The 16,677-nt window shown below is 58.8% G+C and carries 28 protein-coding genes; 25 read left to right on the top strand and 3 right to left on the bottom strand.

The features are described from left to right. The first annotated feature begins 279 nt into the window (after positions 1–279). The 4 genes from METFOR_RS13635 to METFOR_RS13620 all read left to right on the top strand — a co-directional run bounded on the left by METFOR_RS13635 (position 280) and on the right by METFOR_RS13620 (position 2,073). On the top strand, positions 280–552 hold the full coding sequence (locus METFOR_RS13635; RefSeq protein ID WP_015286744.1) for an Hsp20/alpha crystallin family protein: 273 nt from the start codon (positions 280–282) through the stop codon (positions 550–552). A 128-nt stretch (positions 553–680) separates the two neighbouring features. Then, on the top strand, positions 681–875 hold the full coding sequence (locus METFOR_RS13630) for a hypothetical protein (RefSeq protein ID WP_048111009.1): 195 nt from the start codon (positions 681–683) through the stop codon (positions 873–875). Positions 876–930: 55 nt separating this feature from the next. Continuing rightward, on the top strand, positions 931–1,674 hold the full coding sequence (locus METFOR_RS13625; protein ID WP_015286742.1) for an SRPBCC family protein: 744 nt from the start codon (positions 931–933) through the stop codon (positions 1,672–1,674). Positions 1,675–1,698: 24 nt separating this feature from the next. Then, a complete protein-coding gene (locus METFOR_RS13620; RefSeq protein WP_015286741.1) occupies positions 1,699–2,073 on the top strand; it encodes a DUF488 domain-containing protein in 375 nt (124 codons plus the stop codon). An 18-nt stretch (positions 2,074–2,091) separates the two neighbouring features. Here METFOR_RS13620 and METFOR_RS13615 read toward each other — a convergent pair whose 3' ends face one another. Continuing rightward, positions 2,092–2,502, bottom strand: coding sequence for a hypothetical protein (locus METFOR_RS13615; RefSeq protein ID WP_015286740.1), 411 nt, complete (start codon positions 2,500–2,502; stop codon positions 2,092–2,094). Between the two features lie 316 nt (positions 2,503–2,818). Between METFOR_RS13615 and METFOR_RS13610 the strand changes: the two genes are divergently transcribed. The 13 genes from METFOR_RS13610 to METFOR_RS13550 all read left to right on the top strand — a co-directional run bounded on the left by METFOR_RS13610 (position 2,819) and on the right by METFOR_RS13550 (position 8,805). Continuing rightward, a complete protein-coding gene (locus METFOR_RS13610; protein ID WP_015286739.1) occupies positions 2,819–3,301 on the top strand; it encodes an Hsp20/alpha crystallin family protein in 483 nt (160 codons plus the stop codon). Positions 3,302–3,430: 129 nt separating this feature from the next. Then, positions 3,431–3,748, top strand: coding sequence for a DUF2769 domain-containing protein (locus METFOR_RS13605; RefSeq protein ID WP_015286738.1), 318 nt, complete (start codon positions 3,431–3,433; stop codon positions 3,746–3,748). Between the two features lie 38 nt (positions 3,749–3,786). Continuing rightward, entirely contained in the window at positions 3,787–4,041 is a 255-nt protein-coding gene (locus METFOR_RS13600; protein ID WP_015286737.1) for an ATP cone domain-containing protein, read from the top strand. Positions 4,042–4,068: 27 nt separating this feature from the next. Beyond that, positions 4,069–4,281 carry a hypothetical protein gene (locus tag METFOR_RS13595; protein ID WP_015286736.1) on the top strand — a complete coding sequence of 71 codons (213 nt, stop codon included), beginning with the start codon at positions 4,069–4,071 and terminating at the stop codon, positions 4,279–4,281. Positions 4,282–4,630: 349 nt separating this feature from the next. After that, positions 4,631–4,807, top strand: coding sequence for a rubredoxin (locus METFOR_RS13590; RefSeq protein WP_015286735.1), 177 nt, complete (start codon positions 4,631–4,633; stop codon positions 4,805–4,807). Beyond that, positions 4,804–5,151: a DUF488 domain-containing protein gene (locus METFOR_RS13585; RefSeq protein ID WP_015286734.1), complete on the top strand. Its 348-nt coding sequence runs from the start codon at positions 4,804–4,806 to the stop codon at positions 5,149–5,151. Before METFOR_RS13590 ends, METFOR_RS13585 begins: the two co-directional genes overlap by 4 nt. A gap of 289 nt (positions 5,152–5,440) precedes the next feature. Then, complete coding sequence (locus METFOR_RS13580; RefSeq protein ID WP_048111008.1) at positions 5,441–6,055, top strand: superoxide dismutase; 615 nt, start codon at positions 5,441–5,443, stop codon at positions 6,053–6,055. A gap of 45 nt (positions 6,056–6,100) precedes the next feature. Further along, on the top strand, positions 6,101–6,466 hold the full coding sequence (locus METFOR_RS13575; RefSeq protein ID WP_015286732.1) for a ferritin family protein: 366 nt from the start codon (positions 6,101–6,103) through the stop codon (positions 6,464–6,466). 12 nt (positions 6,467–6,478) lie between these two features. Continuing rightward, positions 6,479–7,267: a family 1 encapsulin nanocompartment shell protein gene (locus METFOR_RS13570; protein WP_015286731.1), complete on the top strand. Its 789-nt coding sequence runs from the start codon at positions 6,479–6,481 to the stop codon at positions 7,265–7,267. Positions 7,268–7,295: 28 nt separating this feature from the next. Beyond that, positions 7,296–7,646: a hypothetical protein gene (locus tag METFOR_RS13565; RefSeq protein WP_015286730.1), complete on the top strand. Its 351-nt coding sequence runs from the start codon at positions 7,296–7,298 to the stop codon at positions 7,644–7,646. 20 nt (positions 7,647–7,666) lie between these two features. Continuing rightward, complete coding sequence (locus METFOR_RS13560; RefSeq protein WP_015286729.1) at positions 7,667–7,918, top strand: helix-turn-helix domain-containing protein; 252 nt, start codon at positions 7,667–7,669, stop codon at positions 7,916–7,918. A gap of 76 nt (positions 7,919–7,994) precedes the next feature. After that, positions 7,995–8,555: a DUF6448 family protein gene (locus tag METFOR_RS13555; protein ID WP_015286728.1), complete on the top strand. Its 561-nt coding sequence runs from the start codon at positions 7,995–7,997 to the stop codon at positions 8,553–8,555. A 25-nt stretch (positions 8,556–8,580) separates the two neighbouring features. Further along, positions 8,581–8,805, top strand: a complete 225-nt coding sequence (locus METFOR_RS13550) for a ferredoxin (RefSeq protein WP_015286727.1) — start codon at positions 8,581–8,583, stop codon at positions 8,803–8,805. Between the two features lie 194 nt (positions 8,806–8,999). On the opposite strand, the gene METFOR_RS13545 is transcribed toward METFOR_RS13550, so the two are convergent. Beyond that, a complete protein-coding gene (locus METFOR_RS13545; protein ID WP_015286726.1) occupies positions 9,000–9,245 on the bottom strand; it encodes an MTH865 family protein in 246 nt (81 codons plus the stop codon). Positions 9,246–9,511: 266 nt separating this feature from the next. On the opposite strand from METFOR_RS13545, the gene METFOR_RS13540 reads away from it, so the two are divergent. The 5 genes from METFOR_RS13540 (at position 9,512) to METFOR_RS15695 (ending at position 13,273) form a co-directional block, all read left to right on the top strand. After that, positions 9,512–11,014 (top strand): DUF2193 domain-containing protein, encoded by a 1,503-nt coding sequence (locus METFOR_RS13540; protein WP_015286725.1) that lies wholly within the window; start codon positions 9,512–9,514, stop codon positions 11,012–11,014. 22 nt (positions 11,015–11,036) lie between these two features. Then, positions 11,037–11,159 carry a DUF2180 family protein gene (locus tag METFOR_RS15110; protein ID WP_015286724.1) on the top strand — a complete coding sequence of 41 codons (123 nt, stop codon included), beginning with the start codon at positions 11,037–11,039 and terminating at the stop codon, positions 11,157–11,159. Between the two features lie 3 nt (positions 11,160–11,162). After that, positions 11,163–11,903, top strand: a complete 741-nt coding sequence (locus METFOR_RS13530; RefSeq protein ID WP_015286723.1) for an MIP/aquaporin family protein — start codon at positions 11,163–11,165, stop codon at positions 11,901–11,903. A 137-nt stretch (positions 11,904–12,040) separates the two neighbouring features. After that, the gene (locus METFOR_RS13525) at positions 12,041–12,652 is read left to right on the top strand and encodes an isochorismatase family protein (protein ID WP_015286722.1); all 612 of its coding nucleotides are present in this window, start codon (positions 12,041–12,043) and stop codon (positions 12,650–12,652) included. 450 nt (positions 12,653–13,102) lie between these two features. Next, positions 13,103–13,273 carry a hypothetical protein gene (locus METFOR_RS15695; RefSeq protein ID WP_015286721.1) on the top strand — a complete coding sequence of 57 codons (171 nt, stop codon included), beginning with the start codon at positions 13,103–13,105 and terminating at the stop codon, positions 13,271–13,273. A gap of 258 nt (positions 13,274–13,531) precedes the next feature. On the opposite strand, the gene METFOR_RS13520 is transcribed toward METFOR_RS15695, so the two are convergent. Continuing rightward, positions 13,532–13,987 carry a metal-dependent transcriptional regulator gene (locus tag METFOR_RS13520; protein ID WP_015286720.1) on the bottom strand — a complete coding sequence of 152 codons (456 nt, stop codon included), beginning with the start codon at positions 13,985–13,987 and terminating at the stop codon, positions 13,532–13,534. Between the two features lie 168 nt (positions 13,988–14,155). Here METFOR_RS13520 and METFOR_RS13515 point away from each other — a divergent pair, with 168 nt between their 5' ends. Genes METFOR_RS13515 through feoB form a run of 3 tightly spaced genes read left to right on the top strand, consistent with a single transcriptional unit; the run spans position 14,156 to position 16,676 of the window. After that, entirely contained in the window at positions 14,156–14,437 is a 282-nt protein-coding gene (locus tag METFOR_RS13515; RefSeq protein ID WP_015286719.1) for a FeoA family protein, read from the top strand. Positions 14,438–14,439: 2 nt separating this feature from the next. Further along, the gene (locus METFOR_RS13510) at positions 14,440–14,685 is read left to right on the top strand and encodes a FeoA family protein (RefSeq protein WP_015286718.1); all 246 of its coding nucleotides are present in this window, start codon (positions 14,440–14,442) and stop codon (positions 14,683–14,685) included. Further along, positions 14,682–16,676 carry a ferrous iron transport protein B gene (feoB, locus tag METFOR_RS13505; protein ID WP_015286717.1) on the top strand — a complete coding sequence of 665 codons (1,995 nt, stop codon included), beginning with the start codon at positions 14,682–14,684 and terminating at the stop codon, positions 16,674–16,676. The genes METFOR_RS13510 and feoB overlap by 4 nt, the downstream gene beginning before the upstream one ends. Position 16,677: the final 1 nt, after the last annotated feature.

The following is a 16,677-nucleotide window of genomic DNA, read 5'->3' as shown; positions in this document are numbered from 1 at the left end:
CCTATATTGACTTCCGGAAAAAAGCAGGATGCGTGGGCGAGAAGGACCCACACAATGGGAAAATGCCGTGATGGCGGGTTGACACTATCACCTCTGGAACAACCTGCCGTCCCGGCCACGGGAAACAGGATATGCAAGAACGCCATGCACACGGGTGTCCGCAAAGGACAACGATCAGGGGAGTTTGATTCCTCCAGAATCACATCCATCCATTCCCGGGCACGGGCAGGCTGCCCGGGAACCATGTTCCGCCCCGGCGGTGCCGGAAGGTGATGACCGATGAGACACGAGAGACAAGAAAGGAGCAGTGCGTTCAACCCAAGCGTCCACCGAAGAGATGAAGGCAGGACGATCCACGTCACGGTTCCCCTTGACGGTATCGCGGAAGAGCAGATCCGGTTCGACCTGGAGAAGACAACGCTGACCCTTTCTGTCACGCGTGACTCGGAGGTCACAAAGAAGACCCTTCGGGTGCCCGGCGGGACGCGGTTTTTCAAAAAGAAGATCCACGACGGGATCCTGGAGATCATTCTCGAGAAACCAGCGCCGTGATGCCGGTCAGGATATCCCGGTTTTTGTCTCAAAATCTGTTTTGTACCGATGAGGCTATCATCTCCCAGCCGCCATGTCGGAAACGGGTGTTACGTATTTCCCATCCCGAAACCACAGACACGCTTTTCATGGCGGGCGAGGACCTGGACCAGATCTGGCGGGATCTCTTCCGCTGGAATGGCAACCGGATTGCCGGGGGGAGTTCCGGCCTCCGGAACCGCGGAGTCATCTGTCCTGCCCGGGGTTGTCACGGCTGTACGGAACCGGGGTGTTCCTATGCCGTGTTCATCCGCCGGTACTGGGACCACCCGCAGTGTGACTGATCGTGTCAGGGTAAGGAGTCATGGGGCAGGGAAGTTCAATGGAGGGGATAAGAATATGCAGCAGATTACCGGCAGTAAAAAGTACCAGAACGGGATTATGGTCTTCTGGACCGAAGAAGGAAACGAAAAGAAGGATTTCTTCTCGTACGATGAGCTTGTTGAACAGAGAATCAATGCGCTGGATCTCCTGAACAATCCCCGGCTCTACCTGGTGAATGTGCCGGGCCACCGGATCGAGTCCGCAGCCTCAGGATGCAGTTTTGCATCGAAGACCTGCGAGGACGAGATTGTCATTACCCGCTTTTTCGATGCCCCGCGGGAATTTGTCTGGCGGGCATGGACGGCGCCTGAACTCGTCATGATGTGGTGGGGGCCAAAGGACTTTACCGCCCCGTCCTGCACAAGCGATTTCCGGGTCGGCGGGTCGTACCTCTACTGCATGCGGTCGCCCGATGGGAAGGACTACTGGAGCACCGGTACATTCCGGGAGATCCGGGCACCGGAGCGGATCGTCTGCACTGACAGTTTCTCCGATGAGAACGGCAAGGTGGTACCGGCAACGTACTATGGGATGAGTGCGGATTTCCCCATGGAACTGCTCGTAACAGTGACCTTCGGGGAACAGGCCGGCAGGACCCAGCTCACCCTGCGCCATGCCGGGTTCCCTGACGGACGGGACCGGGACCTGGCACGGGAGGGGTGGAACGAGTCGCTGGACAAGTTTGCGGGCGTTGTTGCACGGAATGTCTTTCGGGGAAAGCGTGCCGTGCATGCGGCAGATAATGAAAGGAGGGCCTAAAAAGGCCGCCCGTGAGATGATCCCATGATCAAGGCAAAGCATATCGGGGATCCGGTCTCCGCTGACGACGGGCTCCGGGTTCTCATCGAGCCGGCCTGGCCAAAAGATGTTGGCCGGACACGGGCCCCCCTTAACATGTGGCTCAAGGACCTTGCGCCGAGCCAGAAGCTCTTTGCCCGGTTGCAGGACAATACGCTGAACTGGGGCGACTTCGTCCTGCTGTACTCGGTCGAGCTGGAGAAAAACCGCGAATATTTCCCGGGCCTGCAGGACCACAACCGCAACGGCGGGCTCACCCTGCTGCACGCATCGTCCGATGACGATCACAACGCGGCAGTCGCCCTGAAGATGATCCTTGAGGATGAAGACCGGATGGCAAAGGATCCACGGATTGTATGAAACCGGGATCCCGTTCTTTTACCGCCCAGGATCCGGAACCTGCGTTTTTTTCAGGACGATGAGTGCCGTGTCAATCTTCTGGGCAGGATATCCCAGCCTGAGAAGGGCCGAGCGGATCTCGTCTACAGGCAGATCGCACGAGATCCCGCGGGAAAAATCCGCAAGGAGCCGGGAGAACAGGAAGAGGAACCGCTCGGGAAGATGGTGGTGCAGGTGCTCCAGGAAGCGGGTGAACGCATAGTTCCACACCGAACTCCCGTAAAGAGCAGGATTGTCCCGGCCCAGCTCAAGGTATTTCCTCCATTCGTCGCATAATTCATGGTCCAGCAGGAACCTGATAAACGCTGAAGACGACAGGTAATCCTCAAAAGACCGCGCCCACAGCAGGGATATCATTTCCCCGATGGTTTCTCTCACTTCCTGGGTCATGACCTTCCGGCCCCGTGCCCGGTTCCTGCTGTTTCATGGGAGCTTCTCTGATTATTGTGTTGCTGATGGTTTCAGGAAATGTCTCAAAAACTGCGGTTCCGCCATAGCTTGATACCATCACAAAAAGATGAGTCCACCGGCAAGGGGCAGCCGGACGTGGGTACCAAAGGTAAGACGGGTGCGCCTTGTCATGCAGCCGGCCCGATCCAGCAGGTCCGGGCCGGATAACCCGGTGAAACAGTGACCCCCCGCAACACATCCCGATCAGAATTCCCAAGGGGGCGGGTCACTGCGCCCGGGATTTGGGAGGCACACTATGGTACGATGGTATTACCGATCAGTTTTTGACGAGCTTGAGGAGATGCGAAAATACATGGAAGCACTATCGCAGCAGATGTACGATACCAGTCCTGTTGCATTGTTACCCGGTTCTGCGGAGCCCGGCACAAGGATGCTTCCTGCAACGCGGGCGGCAGATCTTCGCGTGGACGTGACCGAGGATGAGAAGGAAGTCATTGTCACCGCCGACATGATCCCCGGGGTGACCAAAAAGGACATCACTCTCGATCTGATCAATCCGCAGGCGCTCGAGATCACCTGCGAACGGAAGGACGAGAAGAAGGAAGAGAAAGAGGGGTACTACATGCGCGAGCGGTCGTTCGGCTTGATGACACGGGTGGTCCCGCTCCCGAAACCGGTGACCGAGAACGGGGCAACGTCCACGTTCAAAAATGGTGTGCTCGAAGTGCACCTCAAAAAGACAGCCAAGGCAGCCCGGGGAAAAATTGCCATTGAGTAACGATGCCCGAACGGCAAAAACCCGGCCGCCGTCATACGATTGAACCCGGGGGCGGCTGCAGGACAGAGCAGGGAGTGGAGGCGGCGCTCGTATTCCGTTGATTGGGCAGCACATTTCCTGAGGTGACCCATGGACAAATTCGAAGAGACCATTCTATCGATGTGGGGCATGACCCCAAAAGACAGGGAGGAATCCGACGGGAAATTTGCAGCCCTGTGCACGTGCCCCTCCTGCCCCACCTATACCGCCTGCGCACAGGATGCCCGGGAACTGCTGTTCTGCCTGAAAGGGAAGAGTTTCCTCTGCATCTCCGAGGAAAAGGGCTGCCTCTGCCCGTCCTGCCCGGTCACTGCGGAGTACGGGTTCCGGCACACGCTCTTCTGCCGGCGGGGAAACGAGAAGACGCAGCGCTATGAGCACGGGCTCTGGGGAACGAAGATGATCTGATTGGATGCACAATGACGGCATTCCGGAGTCGATCAACGATGGTTCAGGTAACGAAAAGAGATGGCAGGAAGGAACCGTTCGTGCCGGAGAAGATCGTGGTCAGTATGGTCAAGACCGGTGCACCTGCCGATTATGCACGGAAGACCGCACAGGATATCGCGAAAGACGCTGTTGACAGCATCACGACAAGGGAGATCCGGAAAAGGTCCCTTGCTGCACTCAGGGAAAAAAACCCTGACTGGGAGCGCAACTGGCTCGTGTACGATGGCGCGGTCAAGAAGAGGACAGGTTGAATTGCGGGATTGCAGGAGGTGAGATGAATGCCCTACCGATGGAAGAAGAAAGTCGACGTTGACGAGGCCGTGGTCGTTGTCATGAATGTCCTTGACAAGAACCCTGAGCTGCCGAACTGGCTGCTCTCCACTCTCAACGGCTCGATCGCGGACTCGGATGCGAAGCTCGGAAAGTACTTCTTTGAAGAGATCAAGAAGCACGCCCCGAAAGCACTGCGGTATTTCGAATCACGGGAGTGACCCGGCTCCACAGGGTTTCTTTCTCTTATGGTTGTCGCGGGATCCCGACAACCATTGCGTGTATGATAATACAGTTCTGTCACATCACGGATCCCGAAGATCCGGCTTGTTGCCCTGTGCGAGGTACGTTTTTTCAATTTTTTTAACCGGATATGGGAATACATGGTGCCCGGAAGAGCAATCGGGAGAGGGATCTGCATCATGGCTGATCAGCTGTTCCGGTAGTACGATGGCGGTTGTTGTCAACTATTCTCCGATACCGTTGTCCTAAAATTTGAAAAACAGGAGTATTCCTAAATAGCAGGCTTGCCGAATTGACCTGCTGATAACACCGCACAGGAGTAAATGCATGGCTGATATCTTGGAAATGTACGTATGCCTTGTCTGCGGCTATATCTACGATCCGGAAAAGGGGGATGAAAAGAGTGGCATTCCCCCCGGCGTCCCGTTCGAAAAACTGCCGGCAGACTGGGTCTGCCCCGAATGCGGGGCAGGAAAGGACCAGTTCGCGATGGTGCAGGAATGATCCGGGTAAAACGCGTGTATGATCCGCCGCAGTCGGAGGACGGATTCCGGGTCCTTGTCGAACGGCTGTGGCCCCGGGGGATGACCCGGGAGATGGCCCATCTGGACCTCTGGCTTAAGGAGATCGCACCCAGCACCAGTCTCAGGAAATGGTTTGCCCACGATCCGGTGAAATGGGAAGGGTTCAAAAAACGATATGAGGGGGAACTTTCAGAAAAACACGATCTGGTCAGTTCCCTTACCAGGAAGAGCCGCACAATCCCGGTCACTCTCCTGTTTTCCGCGCACGATGTACAGCATAACAGCGCCGTGGTCTTAAAAGGCGTCCTGGAAAAACAACCGTAATGCCCGGGACCTGGTGCCCTCTCTTCCGTAATGGGCGGCGATGGCGGGACCTGCCGGAAACAGACGTCCGGAAAAATGGCCTGTGTCCATGGCATACGCCGATCTCGCGGATCCCCCATGCAGTGCGACCTTGGTTCTTCTCCTGGTTTTTCCGGTCCCTCCCGATGTTTCAAATTTTGTTTCATGGTTTGGTTTCTGGGAAAGAGCCTATACCCTTCAGTGGTGCACTCCCATGCAGGCGGGGAGGCTGCCGGAGTGGGCAGTCCCCTTGTTTTACGAGGAGAGAATCATGGAAAACAGCAGGCTTTATTCACTGCCAAAACTGCCGTACGAGTACAACGCTCTTTCGCCCGCAATTTCGGAGGAGCAGCTCAAACTCCACCACCAGAAACACCACCAGGCGTACGTGAACGGTGCAAATGCCATTTATGAAAAACTGGACAAGGCACGGAAGGAGAATGCCACAGCCGATATGAAGGCGGTGCTCAAAGAACTCTCGTTCCATATCGGGGGGTTCAAGCTGCACAACCTGTTCTGGGAGAACCTTGCGCCGGCAGGAAAGGGCGGCGGCGCCCCGAAAGGAGAACTCGCAAAAGCGATCACCGGCGAGTTCGGCACCTTCGACCGGTTCAAAACCGAGTTCACGCAGGCCGCGGTGAGCGCCGAAGGCTCCGGCTGGGCTGCCCTGACGTTCTGTCATAAGACGAAGCGGCCGCTCGTCATGCAGATCGAGAAGCACAACACGAACGTCTACCCCGGCTTTTCCATCCTCATGGTACTCGATGTCTGGGAGCACGCCTACTACCTTGACTACAAAAACGACCGGGCGAAGTTCGTTGACGCGTTCTGGACGATCGTGAACTGGGATGTGGTTGCACAGCGGTTCGAGGCCGCAAGGAAATGATCCGGGCAGGTCCCGGAGCAGAACAACCCCAGGAGTGAGAAGGAAATGCCGGAATTTGTAAACCCGTTCTCCGGGATGGTCCCGGGACGGGAGATGACGCTGGACGAGCTGGTCCGTGCCCTGCGCCTGGACCTTGCCTCCGAGCACGAGGCCGTCCACACCTACATGGCCCACGCCAATGCCACCGACAACCCCCTGGCAAAGGCGGTCCTCATCGATATCGCCAACGAGGAACGCGTCCATGCGGGGGAATTTTCCCGCCTCATCGCTATCCTGACCGGTGACGAGGAGAAGCACCTGGCGGAAGGGGCTGCCGAAGTGGACGCGATGGTTGCATCGCTTGCGCCCCCGGAACTGAAGTCCCCGCAGGGAGCGGATGAGACCACGATTGGATCGTTGAAATCCAGTTAGGAGATGAATGACATGGAGACATCATATCTCGGGCGCGAAGACGCCCCCCTCAGTGCCGGGACCTGGAAACTGCTCGATGCAACGATGATCGAGGCGGCAAAGAGCCAGCTTGCGGGGCGCCGGCTGCTCAGTATCGAAGGACCGTTCGGGTTCGGGCTCAAGGCCGTCCCCTTAAGCGACTGCGAAGTTGCCGAAGGGATCACCGCAAGCCCGTTCCTGCCGGTGAACCTCGTGACCACCACATTTTTCCTGAACAAGCGGGACATTGCCGCAGCCGAGCGGGACAACCTGATGCTGGACCTTGACCCTGTTGCCTGCGCAGCGATGTCGTGTGCCGCAAAGGAAGACGGGATCATATTCTCCGGGATCGGGGACACTCCCGGCCTCCTTGGGGCGGAAGGCTCGGGGTCGCTCGCCCTCACCACGTGGGACAAGGTCGGGACTGCTGCCGACCAGATCATCAGTGCCGTGACAAAGATGGACGACGCCGGTTTCCACGGCCCGTACTGCCTCGGCCTCGCCCCGTCGCGGTACAACCTGCTCCTGCGCCGGTACCCGCAGGGCGACGGCACCGAGCTCGACCACATCCGCTCCATCATCGGCGGCGACGTTGTCAAGGCCCCTGCCCTGAAGACCGGCGGGGTCCTGCTGGCCTCCGGGAAGCAGTACTGCTCGATCGTGATCGGCCAGGACATGAGCATCGGCTTTGTCGGTCCGGCCGGGGATGCGTACGAATTTTCCATCTCCGAGAGCCTGGCGCTCTTCATCCGGGCGCCGGAGGCGATCTGCGTCCTGACGTGATGCAGGGATACCTGAGGCGGTGATTGCCATGAAGGAAACAACGAAAGAACTCCTGAAACAGTTCGAGAGAGACTACGAGATCTATGTCAGTGCCACCGAGGCGCTGACCTACTGGATCCTCTATGCCCGGGTGACACGGGAGAGCGATCCCGAAACCCGCCACTTCCACCACGGGCTCAAGTACGTGTCCGGGCCGGGGCAGGATGGCAACGTCCTCGTCCTGCGGGATCCGTTCATCTCGGACTCATACAGCGTGGAGGACTGGGGGAAGATGGAGACGATCGACGATTTCGTGGAGAAAGGGCTCGCCCGGATCCTCGAAGAAAAGGAGACGATGGCGGGCATGCCGGCGGGAGGGTGCGGGACCGGTTGTGCCTGAACCGCCCCGGGAGGAGAATGATGAAACCGTTACCACCATCATCAAAGATCGTGCTCAGGATCCTCGGCCGGGGGGGCGCGATGACCCACAAGGATATCGTGAACAAGACTCACTGCTCTCCGAGGACCGTGCGGTTTGCCTTAAAACGGCTCAAGGAGCACGAATTGATCATCGAGAAGATGAACATGCGGGACATGCGCCAGATCCTGTACCTGAGCAGGAGTATCCCGCTGCAGAAAAGCCCTATGGCCGGCAGCGTGTCGGGCAGCTGAGGGAACCGGCCCTGTTGCCGGGAACGCCAGGGAAATGCCTGTGGCGGGAAGAAGACCACAACGAGCGTGATACCATATGCCACCCCATTGTGATACGCGGGACGGGCCTGTTGTCAGGGCTGCACAGAAAGCGCTGAAGACAGGAAATATCAACCATGTCCTGATCTGGATCCCCCGGGAATCCGAGAAAGAACTGAAGATGATCTTTGACCGGACCCAAAAAGCGAGAAAGGCCGGGCCTTATGCACAGGAAGTTGCCGATGACTGGTTCTTTGAGAACGCTATCCGGCTCCACCGGGCCGGGGAAGGTGCACCGTATACCGGCATGAAACCGGCAGGGCTTTCCGAGGGCCCGGTTGTGCCGCTGGCGGAAAAAGCGATCGAGACCGGCGATCCCGGGGAGACCATCGCGTTCATCCAGAAGACGGTTGAGGAAGACCTCATGCGCCGCTTCCACCACGTGATGGAAAAGAAAAAGTTCGATGTCAATGACGTGGCCTCCGGCCGGGAGTACATTGAAGCGTTCATCGGCTGGGTGGTACATTCCCACCACCTCTATATGTCGATCATTGAAGCAGGCGGACATGGGAAACACCATGGCGAAAAGAGATGTGCATGCAGTGGCGGACACGATTGACCTGCCCTTGAGGTGAGGGAAACACATGAACGTCAGTATCCAACGTGATGCCTGCACCAGCTGCGGGACCTGCTGGGAGACCTGTCCGGACTTCTTTGAAGAGAATCCGGACGATCACTTCAGCCAGGTCCGGGAAAAATTCCGGTCCGCGGGGGCCATTGCCGAGGGCATCTCGCCGGATGACCTGGAAGCCTGCGTGCGGGATGCCGCAGACCTCTGCCCCGTGCAGATCATCAGCATAGCGGACTAAAAAGGAGAAAGGCGATCCAGGATATGTTCATCGGGCACTTTGCGGTTGCCTACCTCCTCATCGCGCTCTTCCCGACAGTCCCGCCCCTCGTCGTCCTGTTCGGCGTGAGTTTCCCGACCTGCTCTGGCCCGGTTCCGGTATGCCCGGGTGAAGCCCGACCCGTCAGGACTGCACGGGTAAAAAAAGGGAGATGCTCAGATACCGGCCCGCTCAACAACGAGATCGGCAACGGCCTTTGCGCTTGTGAACGGGAAGTCCGAGGCCTTCAGCAGCAGTGCCGCTTCCCCGGCCGTCATCTTCAGGTCGCCGACCCGGCAGGTTGTGTTCTCCCCGTCCGGGAACGCGGCGATGAGATCCTCCGGGGTTTTGACCGGGAATTTCGCGCCCTTGAGTGCACCGACAATCTGTTCACGGACCTGTCTCTTCACCGACTTTGTCATGGTCTCGTTCACCTTCCTCTCATGAATGCCGGAAGATGGCCGGCACGGGAGAAAAACCCGGGGCCGGTTCTCATTTTTTGATGCAAATCCTGAAGGGAAGGGGTGGCCTTGTTCCGGGGCGGTCATGCCCGGGAAACGACCGTTCCTGGCGCCGGAGAATGCCCCTTTTGGCGTTCTTACAAAATTTGAAAGGTGAACGATACTTTATCCCTGCTATCGGCGATACCACGCAGTAGTCCGGTATACGGAGTTACCAGGAGGTCATTATGGAACAGGAAATCATCAGAAAAATGATCAAGGAGGCAATGGCTGCCCAGCACGCCGACGTGAACCAGGTCAAGAAGAAGCGCGGGCAGAAGTTCGTCATCGACGACACGAAAGCCTATGTCGATGCCGTCAAGGGCATGAAAGCCGCCGGGAGCCAGTGCAAGGCGGTCTTTGCGCTGCATACCGACTCGGTCAACGCCCACTACGCGATCTTAAAGGGCCTGACCACCACCATCCGGCCCGAGGACGACCCGTTCGTCGAACATTACCAGACCCCGGTCATCATGGAGATGCTCTACGATGCGGATCCGAAGTTCCGAAGGAGCGTGGACGCATTCATCAAAGCGGTCGGGAAGGCCGAGGCCCTGATCGGGAAGGAGTCGGCCCGGCGCTATGCCGGGTTCTACGGCCCGACCTGCGTCGTGGACTTCGCCCTGATTCCGGGCAGCAGCAGCAACATCGTCAACCAGATCTTAAAGACCGTGGACATCCCCGTTGCCCACAAGCAGACGATCCTCGCCGCGAAATCGTGGGCCATGAACACCTCGTACGGCATTGGCGATGTCTTTGCCCATGCCCTTGAAGGCGGGGCGACCCTTGCCGATGCGGTGAAGCAGGAGGTAGCAATGGTCCAGTCCATCTACGACACGCCGGTCGATGCGCAGGCGAAGCTGATGGACGGCGTGGGCCAGTCCTCATTCGACTGCCGGAAGTACATGAAGGAGTACCGGAAGAAGATGGAGGGTGCGGTGAAGGCATCGCTCGACGAGGGCGTCCACTACGGCAACATCGTGACGGTCCCGGCCTACTGCGTTGGCGATATCGCCCACCACATCTCGCAGTCCACGTACAACATGTGCAAGGACGACGTGATCATGGCGGTCATCGAGTCCGTGACCGAGGTCATGGACAGGACGCTTTCGAAAGCGGCGCCGAAGATGAAGACCGAGCACGAGGTGCTCTCGGTCGCCACCGGCGCCTCGGCCAGCGCCGCGGAGTATATCCTCGAACTCGACGGGTTCAACGCTATCATGGTCGTGGACATGCTGACCAAGCGCTACCACAACTACGTCCAGCTCTACCCGAAGCGGGGAGCGGCCATCGAGCTCCACAACTGCGATTTCATGGACATGATCTACCGGGGCTGGAAGATGGTGGACAAGGCCCGGAGGATGCAGGCAGCCGATGCCGGCCCGGTGGTTCCGAAGGCCGGCGGGTTCGATGTCGACCTTTCGCCCATCACGAAGAACGAGGTGCTGGCAAACCCGCAGCGGTACGCGTACCCGGCCTGTGCGATGACGGTCCGGTTCTCGGCAATGATGCGGCTTGCCGATTACCCGTGCCTCTTAACGAGCGAGCCGGTGACAGCAACCTTAATGACGAACATCATCGCACTTCACAAAGAGGCTGCAGCGGCTCCTGCACGGATCTGCAAGGACTGCGCATCTGCGGCCCTGATGGATTTCCGGCACTGCTCGTGCCAGTGGAAGGATGCAGTCTGATCCGTGCCGGGAGAGGTGTGTCATGAAGTGCTACGTCTGTGCAAAAGAGGGCAAGGAGAGCGACGCGGTCGCAGTCTGCGTTGCCTGCGGTATGGGGACCTGCATGAAACATACGAACCGCAGTGCGGCCTTGAAGGAGGGATAAGCGGTGGCAACGCTTACCAACCGCAGTATCGCTGAGGCAGTCGGGACGGCGCTCCTCGTCTATTTCGGTGCCGGTGCCGCTGCGATCACGCTGATGATCGCAAACGGGACGAAACCCGCAACCCCGTTCAATATCGGGATCGGGCAGCTCGGGGGGCTCGGCGACTGGTTTGCGATCGGCCTGACGTTCGGTATCGTGATCGCCGTGGTCATCTACGCCCTCGGCCGGGTCTCCGGGGCCCACATCAACCCTGCGGTGACCATCGCCCTCTGGGCAACGAAGCGCTTCCCGGCCGGGGATGCCGTTGCCTATATCATCGCCCAGCTCATCGGCGCTGCTGTGGGAAGCCTTCTCTTCTTCCTGACCGTGGGGATGGACGCAGTCACCATCGGCGGCCTCGGGGCTACCGCTCCCTTCCCCGGCATCGGGTACGGGCAGGCGATCTTGGTCGAGGCAATCGCGACCTTTGTCCTGATGCTTGCGATCATGGGCACGGCCGTGGACAAGAAGGCCCCGGCGGGGTTTGCCGGACTCGTCATCGGCCTGTCCGTGACCGCGATGATCACCTCGACCGGCAACATTGCCGGAGCCTCGCTCAACCCGGCCCGGACCTTCGGGCCGTACCTCATGGACTTCCTGCTCGGCGGCTCGAACCTCTGGGGTTTCTTCCCGATCTACATCATCGGCCCGGTTGCCGGTGCCCTGCTCGCTGCGTTCTTCTACGACCGGATCACGGCAGAATAAAATTCCCTTCTCTCCTTTTTCGCCCGCGTACCGGCACGATCCGGCGGTATCTTTCTCCGATGTAACCATTGGCACTATCCAAACGGTTATTGAAGCAGCCGGGGATATGCCGTGTATCTGTACGAAGGTGAAAGACCATGCCAGCTGCAAAAGACGGAAACCTGGAACTGCTCACGGACAAGAACAGTGCGCTCGTGCTCGTGGACTACCAGCCCACGATGTTCTCGGGGGTCGGTTCGGGCGACAAGACGATCATCCGGAACGCCGCGTACTGCTCCGCGAAGGCCGCAAGCATCCTCGGGGTCCCGGTCGTGCTCTCGACCATCAACCCGGACCACAACGGGAAGTTCATCAGCGATATCCAGAAGCTCTTCCCCAAAGAGGAAGCGATCGCAAGGAAAGTGCCGAGCTTCGACGCGTTCGAGGACGAGAAGACCTATGCTGCGTTCAAGAAGACCGGCCGGAAGAAAGTCGTGGTCTCCGGGCTCTGGACCAGCATGTGCTTCTGTTACACTGCGCTCCACGCTGTCCGCGACGGGTACGAGGTGTACGGCCTGATGGATGCGGGAGGCGATTCAACGCCCGATGCGCACAAGTGCGGGATCAAGCGGATGCTCCAGGCCGGCGTCATCCCCATCACGACCGAATCGCTGGTCTCGGAGTGGATGCACGACTGGGGCAACCCGAAGGCGATGGAGCTGGTCAGGGACGTGTACTCGCACTACGGGTACATGATCGGGCTGCAGTGAGGATGGATCTTCGGATCCACCCCCTCTACCCGGTTCAATGCATACTCCGATCCCTGGATCGCAGACCGATCCTCAAACCGGGAGGTCCTATACTGACAGTTTTCCGGGGCAGTCTCTAATCCTGTAGGGGGAAATATCTCCAATAATTATTCCGTTTCAATTCGCTGTACTCTGATTCGCCAAAAAGTGCGACCTGCCGAAAACCGGTTCTCCAAAATGGGCTCTGATTCGAAAACAGAGCGATTAAACGATTTTCATATTCTCCGGGCTGGTCTGTCCGGAAGCAAAAAAGGTGGTAATTTCAGCGGTCCCGGGAATGGATATGGCATATTTGGTTCCGTCACCCGATCCTCACATCCTTCGGCATCTCTTGATCACGACCTAACAGGAGATTATTGTTTGGCAGACGCTTCCAGCCACAGGGAATGCGATCTGCACAGGAGAAACACCATGGATATACTTGCAAACGAGCCCTTCGGGTCGATCAGTTCGATCCGGAACCTGGCGTCCGCTGCACCCAACAACCGCACTGCACCGGGCAGCACCGGATGGTATGAATCATACAACAGAGGAACGAGCCGCACGGGAGGTGAGCCGGGAAATCCCCTGCCATGCCAGTGAAGAATGTCACGCACAAACTCACCACTCCATACGCCCCGGACCACACACCGGCATTTCGCACACGCGATCCACTCATCTCCCCCGGCAGCCGATGACAGGCGTTCCTGCCGGCAGACTTTCGACAAAAACACCTTGTTCCTTTTTTTTAGAAAAACGGGCAATCCCGTTCATCACAGGGTTTCCCCTGCATGGGTGCCGTACCCACAAGCGCAGGAGGGCAATTGCGGTGGCGGTAACCACATGAAGAAACGGGTAGTGTTAAGAATTCAATGATGCGGGCTTTGCCTTCTTCACAGCCATGAAACCTGCAAATGTTTTCATGGCATCCGCTGCCCGGGGATCGTCTTTGAGATAGGAAAGGAACATCCGGATCTGCGCAAGGGTCTCGGGTGAGAGCTCGTGCTCCATCATACAGGCATCCTTTGTTGCGATCGAATCCGGAACAAGGAAGAGGTCGAGGAAACTCTTGAGCGTCACGTGGCGGTCCCTTATGACCTCTGCAATCTTCCTCCCTTCCGGTGTGAGCGTCACGCCATCGTACTTCCGGTACGTGATCATCCCCATCCGGTCGAGTTTCTGGACCATCTCCACGACCGTGGGCGGCTGGATGCAGAGCTCGCGGGCAATGTCCTTGGTGCGGGCATAGCCCTTCTCAAAGGAGACATTGAGAATGGCTTCCAGGTAGTCTTCCGCTTTCCTGCTGAGCGCATGCATGATCGATCTTGGCTGTCCGGGGATATAAAAATTTAGGAGTTCCTAAATTCAATTATCCATGACCGTTTTAGGAAAAACAGAATAATCCTAATGTTTTTCGGCGCTCGTAAGGCAAGCCGAACAGGGTTCGGCCGCCTGTTATCACGACCAAACATGCTCTTTGTTCCCATGGATTGTTCACAAAATTCACGTACTGTCCCGCGTTCCGGGGAATACCTGACCACGCTCGACCAGGTCCTTCCTCCCGGGACCTGTCGGGTCGTAGCGGTATTGGCAGGCGGGCCGGTCCGGAGGAGGCTGTTTGCGCTCGGGTTCGTTCCCGGCGCACCGATCGAGTCCGTCCGTGCCGCACCGCTGGGCGACCCGGTCGAGTACCGGATCAAGGGATACTGCATCTCGCTCCGGAAGGAAGACGCCCGGCTGATCACAGTTTCATATGAGGGAACCTGACGATGCAGCGCATGCCACTCTCGTTCCTGACTCCGGGAACAGAAGCGGTTGTCACGGATGTCCGGGCAGGACACGGCATGCTTAACCGGCTCTCTGCCATGGGCATCTGCCCGAAAAGCCGCATTACGGTAGTCTGTGCAGACCGGGGATCCCTGATCGTATCGGTCGCTGGCTCGCGTTACGCTCTCTCGAAAGGGATGGCAATGAAGATCCATGTCGGCATCAGCGCCCCGGGAGGTGCGGCATGAAAGACCGCCTCCGGATCGCCCTTGCCGGCAACCCGAACGTTGGCAAGAGCACGATCTTCAACGCCCTGACCGGGTCGAACCAGCATATCGGCAACTGGCCGGGTGTTACCGTTGAGAAGAAGAGCGGCGTTGCCCGCCTTGGAGCAGATGAAATCGAGGTTGTCGACCTGCCGGGCACGTACAGCCTCACGGCATATTCGGTGGACGAGGTGGTTGCCCGGGACTATATCATCGACGAAAAACCCGATGCGGTCATCCAGGTGATCGATGCCACCAATTTCGAACGGAACCTGTACCTCACCACCCAGCTCATGGAACTTAACGTACCGCTCGTCATCGCTCTCAACATGTCCGATGAAGCGGAGAAGAACGGGGTTGCCATCAACCGCACCCTGATCAAAAAATACTTCGAGATCCCTGCGGTGCGGACCATCGGCAGCAGCGGGGAAGGCCTCGACGAACTCCTCCGTGCTGCGGTCAGCGAGGCAGCGACTTCGCCCCACCATGAGCACGCCATCGGATACGGGGATGAGATCGAGGAAAAGATTGCCCTCCTGGTCCCGGCGATCAGCCGCGATGCGGCCCTTGCCTCGCGGTACCCGCCCCGCTGGCTTGCCATCCGCCTCCTCGAAGGCGATGAGAACGCCCGTGCCCGGGTTGCGGAGAGCCCGGTCCGCGATGCGATCGCTTCTGAACTTGCAAAGACCGGCGCGGAAGAGACCGAGGCTGCCATGGCCGACCGCCGCTACGAGGTCATCGCGGCCCTCCTGCCGCAGGTATGCACCACCTGCGTCCGGACGCTGAACGCGTCAGACCACATCGACCGCGTGGTCACGAACCGCTGGCTCGGCATCCCGATCTTCCTTGCCCTGATGTGGGGAGCATTCGAGCTGACCTTTGCTGCGGCATCGCCGTTCGCCGCTGCCATCGATGCGGGAGTAGCGTATGCGGCTGCGGCCGTAAGCTCGGGGGTGCAGCCCGCATGGCTCGGTTTGCTCCTGGGAGACGGTATCATCGGGGGCCTTGGGGCCGTCCTCATCTTCATCCCGAACATCTTTATCCTCCTCCTCCTCCTCTCGCTCCTGGAGGACAGCGGGTATCTTGCCCGGGCCGCGTTCGTCATGGACCGGCTGATGTATGCCATCGGCCTGCCGGGGAAGTCCTTCATCCCGATGCTGATCGGGTTTGGCTGCAATGTCCCGGCCATCATGGCGACCCGGACCATCGAGGACAGCAACGACCGGCTGATCACGATCCTGATCACCCCTTTCATGTCCTGCGGGGCACGCCTGCCGGTCTATGTCCTCTTTGCCGGGATCTTCTTTCCGCAGAACGCGGGCACCGTGGTCTTTGCCCTGTACGTGCTCGGGATCGCGCTTGCCATCGGCTCGGCCTGGCTCATGAGGAGAAGTATCCTCCCCGGGAAACCCGCAGCGTTCCTGATGGAGATGCCCCCCTACCGAATCCCGACCGCACGGGTGTCCCTCCGTCACATGTGGGACCGGGGGCAGATGTACCTCCGCAAGGCAACCGGTGTAATCCTGATCGGTGCACTGGTCGTCTGGTCCCTTGCCTCCTTCCCGGCCGGTGCCGAATACGGCAGCGCGGAGAGTTACGCCGGGATGCTGGGGCACCTGCTCCAACCGCTCGTTGCCCCGCTCGGGTTTGACTGGAAAATTGCTGTGGCGCTCCTCTTCGGCTTCGTGGCTAAAGAAGTCGTTGTCGGGTCCCTCGGCGTCCTGTACGGCGCGGGAGAGGGATCGCTCCCGGCGGCCCTGCTCGCCGACCCCGCGCTCTCACCGGTCACGGCATTCGCCCTCATGGCGTTCGTCCTCATCTACCTGCCCTGCCTTGCCGCGCTTGCGGTGATAAAAAAGGAGACCGGATCCTGGAAGTGGACGGGCTTCTCGGTCATCTATGGGCTTGTTGTTGCCTATCTCGTTGCATTCCTCATAACCCGGGCCGGCACGGTTATCGCCGGGGGGATCTGAC

The sequence above is a fragment of the Methanoregula formicica SMSP genome, assembly GCF_000327485.1.
GTDB lineage: Archaea > Halobacteriota > Methanomicrobia > Methanomicrobiales > Methanospirillaceae > Methanoregula > Methanoregula formicica.
Note: the sequence above shows the minus strand (reverse complement) of the source record. Positions and strands in the feature narration are given on the sequence as shown.

Bases quoted from the DNA above. Each gene is read 5' to 3' on its own strand.
- METFOR_RS13635 (WP_015286744.1), top strand. From the start codon at position 280: ATGAGACACGAGAGACAAGAAAGGAGCAGTGCGTTCAACCCAAGCGTC.
- METFOR_RS13630 (WP_048111009.1), top strand. From the start codon at position 681: ATGGCGGGCGAGGACCTGGACCAGATCTGGCGGGATCTCTTCCGCTGG.
- METFOR_RS13625 (WP_015286742.1), top strand. From the start codon at position 931: ATGCAGCAGATTACCGGCAGTAAAAAGTACCAGAACGGGATTATGGTC.
- METFOR_RS13620 (WP_015286741.1), top strand. From the start codon at position 1,699: ATGATCAAGGCAAAGCATATCGGGGATCCGGTCTCCGCTGACGACGGG.
- METFOR_RS13615 (WP_015286740.1), bottom strand. From the start codon at position 2,502: ATGACCCAGGAAGTGAGAGAAACCATCGGGGAAATGATATCCCTGCTG.
- METFOR_RS13610 (WP_015286739.1), top strand. From the start codon at position 2,819: ATGGTACGATGGTATTACCGATCAGTTTTTGACGAGCTTGAGGAGATG.
- METFOR_RS13605 (WP_015286738.1), top strand. From the start codon at position 3,431: ATGGACAAATTCGAAGAGACCATTCTATCGATGTGGGGCATGACCCCA.
- METFOR_RS13600 (WP_015286737.1), top strand. From the start codon at position 3,787: ATGGTTCAGGTAACGAAAAGAGATGGCAGGAAGGAACCGTTCGTGCCG.
- METFOR_RS13595 (WP_015286736.1), top strand. From the start codon at position 4,069: ATGCCCTACCGATGGAAGAAGAAAGTCGACGTTGACGAGGCCGTGGTC.
- METFOR_RS13590 (WP_015286735.1), top strand. From the start codon at position 4,631: ATGGCTGATATCTTGGAAATGTACGTATGCCTTGTCTGCGGCTATATC.
- METFOR_RS13585 (WP_015286734.1), top strand. From the start codon at position 4,804: ATGATCCGGGTAAAACGCGTGTATGATCCGCCGCAGTCGGAGGACGGA.
- METFOR_RS13580 (WP_048111008.1), top strand. From the start codon at position 5,441: ATGGAAAACAGCAGGCTTTATTCACTGCCAAAACTGCCGTACGAGTAC.
- METFOR_RS13575 (WP_015286732.1), top strand. From the start codon at position 6,101: ATGCCGGAATTTGTAAACCCGTTCTCCGGGATGGTCCCGGGACGGGAG.
- METFOR_RS13570 (WP_015286731.1), top strand. From the start codon at position 6,479: ATGGAGACATCATATCTCGGGCGCGAAGACGCCCCCCTCAGTGCCGGG.
- METFOR_RS13565 (WP_015286730.1), top strand. From the start codon at position 7,296: ATGAAGGAAACAACGAAAGAACTCCTGAAACAGTTCGAGAGAGACTAC.
- METFOR_RS13560 (WP_015286729.1), top strand. From the start codon at position 7,667: ATGAAACCGTTACCACCATCATCAAAGATCGTGCTCAGGATCCTCGGC.
- METFOR_RS13555 (WP_015286728.1), top strand. From the start codon at position 7,995: ATGCCACCCCATTGTGATACGCGGGACGGGCCTGTTGTCAGGGCTGCA.
- METFOR_RS13550 (WP_015286727.1), top strand. From the start codon at position 8,581: ATGAACGTCAGTATCCAACGTGATGCCTGCACCAGCTGCGGGACCTGC.
- METFOR_RS13545 (WP_015286726.1), bottom strand. From the start codon at position 9,245: ATGACAAAGTCGGTGAAGAGACAGGTCCGTGAACAGATTGTCGGTGCA.
- METFOR_RS13540 (WP_015286725.1), top strand. From the start codon at position 9,512: ATGGAACAGGAAATCATCAGAAAAATGATCAAGGAGGCAATGGCTGCC.
- METFOR_RS15110 (WP_015286724.1), top strand. From the start codon at position 11,037: ATGAAGTGCTACGTCTGTGCAAAAGAGGGCAAGGAGAGCGACGCGGTC.
- METFOR_RS13525 (WP_015286722.1), top strand. From the start codon at position 12,041: ATGCCAGCTGCAAAAGACGGAAACCTGGAACTGCTCACGGACAAGAAC.
- METFOR_RS15695 (WP_015286721.1), top strand. From the start codon at position 13,103: ATGGATATACTTGCAAACGAGCCCTTCGGGTCGATCAGTTCGATCCGG.
- METFOR_RS13520 (WP_015286720.1), bottom strand. From the start codon at position 13,987: ATGCATGCGCTCAGCAGGAAAGCGGAAGACTACCTGGAAGCCATTCTC.
- METFOR_RS13515 (WP_015286719.1), top strand. From the start codon at position 14,156: ATGGATTGTTCACAAAATTCACGTACTGTCCCGCGTTCCGGGGAATAC.
- METFOR_RS13510 (WP_015286718.1), top strand. From the start codon at position 14,440: ATGCAGCGCATGCCACTCTCGTTCCTGACTCCGGGAACAGAAGCGGTT.
- feoB (WP_015286717.1), top strand. From the start codon at position 14,682: ATGAAAGACCGCCTCCGGATCGCCCTTGCCGGCAACCCGAACGTTGGC.